At 66.0% G+C, this 4,579-nt stretch carries 6 protein-coding genes; 2 read left to right on the forward strand and 4 right to left on the reverse strand.

Annotated elements, in window-relative coordinates; genetic code table 11:
- Positions 1–135: 135 nt before the first annotated feature.
- Complete coding sequence (locus tag Asi03nite_RS37155) at positions 136–561, reverse strand: DUF6228 family protein (RefSeq protein ID WP_203685213.1); 426 nt, start codon at positions 559–561, stop codon at positions 136–138.
- 75 nt (positions 562–636) lie between these two features.
- On the opposite strand from Asi03nite_RS37155, the gene Asi03nite_RS37160 reads away from it, so the two are divergent.
- Positions 637–891: a hypothetical protein gene (locus tag Asi03nite_RS37160; RefSeq protein ID WP_239103211.1), complete on the forward strand. Its 255-nt coding sequence runs from the start codon at positions 637–639 to the stop codon at positions 889–891.
- Positions 892–1,158: 267 nt separating this feature from the next.
- On the opposite strand, the gene Asi03nite_RS37165 is transcribed toward Asi03nite_RS37160, so the two are convergent.
- The 3 genes from Asi03nite_RS37165 to Asi03nite_RS37175 form a co-directional block, all read right to left on the reverse strand.
- Positions 1,159–2,337 carry a HEAT repeat domain-containing protein gene (locus Asi03nite_RS37165; protein WP_203685214.1) on the reverse strand — a complete coding sequence of 393 codons (1,179 nt, stop codon included), beginning with the start codon at positions 2,335–2,337 and terminating at the stop codon, positions 1,159–1,161.
- 132 nt (positions 2,338–2,469) lie between these two features.
- Positions 2,470–3,219 (reverse strand): hypothetical protein, encoded by a 750-nt coding sequence (locus Asi03nite_RS37170; RefSeq protein ID WP_203685215.1) that lies wholly within the window; start codon positions 3,217–3,219, stop codon positions 2,470–2,472.
- A 157-nt stretch (positions 3,220–3,376) separates the two neighbouring features.
- A complete protein-coding gene (locus tag Asi03nite_RS37175) occupies positions 3,377–3,586 on the reverse strand; it encodes a hypothetical protein (protein WP_203685216.1) in 210 nt (69 codons plus the stop codon).
- Positions 3,587–3,856: 270 nt separating this feature from the next.
- On the opposite strand from Asi03nite_RS37175, the gene Asi03nite_RS37180 reads away from it, so the two are divergent.
- Positions 3,857–4,384: a hypothetical protein gene (locus Asi03nite_RS37180; protein ID WP_203685217.1), complete on the forward strand. Its 528-nt coding sequence runs from the start codon at positions 3,857–3,859 to the stop codon at positions 4,382–4,384.
- The last annotated feature ends 195 nt before the right edge of the window (positions 4,385–4,579 follow it).

Below are 4,579 nucleotides of genomic sequence, written 5' to 3' on the forward strand. Positions count from 1 at the left end.
TGTCCGCGCTCGGGTCGGCCGCCGCCGTCGCGGCCGGTGGCCGGCGGTGAGTGACCGACGCCTTGTCATGCCGGCCATGCGGCTGCTGTGACGGCGCACGGATTTGCCGCGATCCGAGTGATGAGCCCAGGGAGACTACGCGAAGAAGGCGGCCACCTCGGCGGCGAAGCGCTTCATATCCTCGCCGGCATCGAGTTGCACGCAGGCGGAGGCTTCCCAAGCGTCCGCCTCGTAACCTCGGGGTCCGCGAACGGCGAAGCGGAGTGAGACATGAGCCCGCCGGTCGTGGGTTGCCTCGATGCGGAGGTCCTGCTCCAGCGAATTCCAGCTGCGAACGCCCTTCCACCCGGCATACGACTCCGCCAGCTCAGCCATCCAGGCGGGCAGCGAGTCTCCACCGAGCGTGCGGACCATCCTAGTGGCACTGAAACCGGCGTCGGCGATTTCGCACAGGAAGTCGAGGACTTCGTCGTTCCACGGCCTTTCGACGGCGCGTAGCCGTACACGCCCACGACCGGGCTCAGCGGTGATTTCCAGACCATCGTCCAGCTGCTTCAGCACGGATCGAGCATGCCACTCCAGGTGGTGAGGATCGATAGCGTCCGTCCCGGCGGGCTTGGCCCTGGGTTGACTCTCATGCCGCTGATCACGCTCCCGCACGGGCGGGGCGACCAGGCTGGTGGCCAGTACGCTTCATCGGTGCCGGATGACGAACTCACGATCAAACTCACCAGAGACCAGGGTCTCGTGCTCTCCGACTGGCTCGACCGGATGATCGGCACCGCGGCGTTCGATAACCTCGTCAACGAGGAGCGCGCGGTCTGGTCTCCGCTGTACGCGATCGCTGGCACGCTGGATAAGTCGCTTGTCGAGATCTTCATGCCGGACTAGTCCGGCCGCCTTCATGACGCCCGCGAGCGGCTGCTGGATAGCCTCGGTGATATCGGCAGGCCGCCTGCCGAGCGGTGATAGGTGGCCGGCGCCCGACACGTCCTCTTCTGCCGCCGAGCGTGCGCGCCGGTCGCGGGAGCGGCTACGCGCTGTGACGCAGGCGTCGGCGCCCTCGATGCGCGCTCGTGCCGAGATCCGCGCTTGCCAGCAGGTCGCAAAGCAGGAGCAGATTGAGGGCTCCATGATGTCGGCTGTGCGTTGGTGCTCTTACCGCAGTAGTTGGGCGAGTTGGGCGGTCGCTGCCTGTTGCACGATCGGCTCGGGGTCGGCGGCAAGGCGATGAAGGATGCCGCTGAGGTCGTCCGGCGCGAGGTGGCGTGCCACGTTTGCGACGCGTTGACGGACCATCGGGTCGGGGTCGTTTGCTAGTTCGGTGGCCAGCGAAGCCCAGCGCGACGACTGGTCGGCGACAGTTGCGAGCCCGCTGAGAGTGGCCGCACGTACGTCCGGACTAGGGTCGTGTGCCAGCAGTATGAGCTGCGGCGCGGCTCGTTCGTCGCGTTGGGTGCTGTTCGCGAGCGCTTTCGCGGCTTGCGCCCGCAAGCGTGGGTCTGGGCTGATGGCCTCAGCGAGCAGGGCGTCGACTGCGTCGGCTGCGCCGATCTCACCGAGCGCGTCGCGGGCCTGCTCGCGTACGCGTCGGTCGGTGTCGTGCAGGAGGTCTCGCAGTGCCGGTGTCGCGGACGCGTTGCCCAGCCGGCCGAGGGCGTATGCCGCGCGTGCCCGTACCTGAGGATTGGGATCGGTAAGCAGCTCTACGAGTGGTTCTACGGCGTGAGAATGTCTGGTGGCGGCAAGTCGGCTGGTTGCTGCCAGTCGTACTCGTTGGTCCGAGTCCTGGAGTGCCGCGGTCAGGACCTGGAGTGCCACGTCTTCGCCGGCCAGGTCAGGCAGGGTGTCGACAACCATCAGGCGCACGGCCGGATCGGTGTGGCGGGTGGCCTCGGCCAGTAGCGGAACATCGTCGGTTTCGGCCACCTGGCCGAGCGCCAGCAGGCCCACACGCCGATGCTCGAGCACATCGCTATAAACCAGCTCAAGGATTTTCTGTCGGCTGACCTGTGGGTCCGCATCCAGCAGCCCGGCGATGTCCGCCTGCAGGCCGTCCTGGTCGTCACCGAGGTCACGGGCTGCGGCTCCCAAGAGGGCAGGTAATGCTTCCACGCCCGCGATGCCGGCCAGCACTGCGGCAATGAGGTCTCTGCCGTAGAAGTTCTCCTCGTCGAGGAAGCGCTCGAGGACCTGGCGCAGCCGAGGGACCAGACTGATGTCTCCGGAGCCGGCGAGGGCATCCACGGTCGAGGAGATCTCGTCATAATCGATCGCGCCTTCCTGTAATCCATGCGCGATCACGGAGTCCAGTGCGGCGCCGTTGTCGATCACCATGCCACCCTGCCATACCATCCCAGCTGAGACACCTCGCCGGCGTCACGCGAGATGGGCGGCTCGTCAGCGCAGGTATCCGCATCTGCCGCGATCCGAGCGCTTCCTGTAGACCCTCATATGGGCGCTTTGTCGTTATCTTTCCGTCCATACCGGCCTGAGCCCACCGCTCGTGCTGTAGAACAGGTGAGGCTGTAGTTGCTGTGCTGAAATCAGGGCATGCCGCAAAGTACGCGGGTTTCCGGCCTCGACGGTCAGGAAAGGCTGGGTTGCGAGAAGATTACGCAGGCCCGACAGCGGCCATGCGAGCCCAAGTAGCCGCCGGACGCCGGCGAGGGTAGCGATCGATCCTGACGGTATGTGGTCGACGTAGATGTCTGCCTTGGTTGGCAGGTTCCAGCTGGCTTCCCTCAGGTTCCGCCGGCAGCCCAGGAGATGCGAGATCTGAGTGTCGGCGGTAGGTGCTCGGCCGGTCGTCTGCGCTAGGCTGTGCCACCAGCCGGCATCGATCGTCGTTTCGCCGGTGCTCAGAAGTTCGTCTTCGAAGCGCTCCAGGTCGACCGGCAAGACCGAGCCGTGCATCGCGACAGCGACGACGTCACTTGGCAGACGTACACCATGTTTCTCGACATAGTGTGCCAAACCTTGCGGCCATACGAAGTTCTCGCCATCGGTTTGCTCGCCACTACCGTTGAGCGACCCACACAAGCGGCACACTGAGACGCCTAGTGCCACGGCAAATACGGCACCGGCCCGCAGATATGCGGCGACGGCCCGTGCTTCATCGGGATTTTCATCGGTAGATACGAAATCGCAGACGTCCGGCAGCCCTCCGGCCGCCTCAGGACCGTCCCAATAACCCATCAATCGCAGAATCCTGGGCATTGCTCTACCTGTCACGCGCGCCGGATCAAACGCGGCCACGGTACCAGCGAGTACGCTCTTTCGCCGCGATCCGGGCGGCAGCTCACGTCCACCGATTACCCTTCGTGAGCAACGGACGGGCGTCGCCGGGGCGGCCGGCGCCGCAACTTCCCCCGCGCTACCCCCGCCAGACGGTGAACACCGGTTGGGACAGGTCCATGCACGCATGGTCGGCGTCGGCGCCGCAGTTGGAGTCCATCCCGCCGATGGCCGCGAAGCCCGGCACACAGCACAGCAGCGACACCAGTGGCACCGACACCAGCGCGATCACCGCGGCTACCCGGCCGACCCACGCCCGGCGTGTCGATGCCGATGGATCCTCAGTCATACCGGTCACCGTAGGGCAACCGCGCCCCGTGCGCCGGTGGTGAAGATCAGGACGCGTGTGCCGCCCTGGCGGCGGGCGGCCCTGCGACAAGTCGGACCGTCGTTGCGCCTCCCGCTCGCTACGCGGCTGTCACCGCCAGCCAGCTCGTATTTTGAGGCTGTCATACGCCCACTGAACAGGCAGTGTGATCGGCTGCGGGCTGTACTCCAACATGATCAGATTGGTCCTACCCTTGGCCTCACCCAGCCGCACATCGGAAGGAACCGCGCATTGCCTCTGGTCAGCAGCTCCCTGATCGATCTACGTCCTTCACACGGCACGTTCACGCTGAGAGACGTCGATGCCGATGCCGGTGTTGGCGCGTCGAAGGCCATCAAGCGAGCATGGGAAGAAGTCGCCGCCTCGACGGGCTATGAGGTCTGGGTGGTCCGGGCGCAGGACATGCTGCTGGTAGCGGTCGAAGTCCAAACCTGGGACAGCGTGCCAGACGAACCTCCATCCGGCACTGACTGGCTCGGTCCGGTGATCCTGCCGCTGCGCTGTGCCACCGGCGATCTCATCCTGTCCGATGACGCGCGATGCCTGGACGACATCGTCGCTCCCGCCGGACCGGGTAACTACACGGTGCAGGTTTTCTACGCCGGGCGCGAGGAAGCTGTCGCGGCCTACCAGGCCATCGCCGAAACGATCGGAAAGCTGCCGGTCCCCAAGGCCATCGCCTATATCGACGAAAACCTCCGTGGCGTAGAGCGCTACTTGCTCCGGCTATACCCAGGACGTCCCGGACGGGAACCGTGACCGACAGCCGGCCGCGGCCGTGGGCCAACCGGTTGATCGCTATCGCCGGCGCACTGGTCCTGGTTACCGGCCTCCTGCCGTGGTACCGCGTGCGAGATCTCTTACTGTTACAGATGCGGGGCCATGGCGTCCCCGGCCGGCGTGCCAGCGGTCGCCCGGGGTGGGTGGTCCAGGTGCACGGGTTGCGCGATCCCG

The organism is Actinoplanes siamensis, assembly GCF_016862395.1.
GTDB lineage: Bacteria > Actinomycetota > Actinomycetes > Mycobacteriales > Micromonosporaceae > Actinoplanes > Actinoplanes siamensis.

Excerpts from the sequence above, each read along its gene's own strand:
- Asi03nite_RS37160 (WP_239103211.1), top strand. The coding sequence starts at position 637 with ATGCCGCTGATCACGCTCCCGCACGGGCGGGGCGACCAGGCTGGTGGC.
- Asi03nite_RS37165 (WP_203685214.1), bottom strand. The coding sequence starts at position 2,337 with ATGGTGATCGACAACGGCGCCGCACTGGACTCCGTGATCGCGCATGGA.
- Asi03nite_RS37170 (WP_203685215.1), bottom strand. The coding sequence starts at position 3,219 with ATGCCCAGGATTCTGCGATTGATGGGTTATTGGGACGGTCCTGAGGCG.
- Asi03nite_RS37175 (WP_203685216.1), bottom strand. The coding sequence starts at position 3,586 with ATGACTGAGGATCCATCGGCATCGACACGCCGGGCGTGGGTCGGCCGG.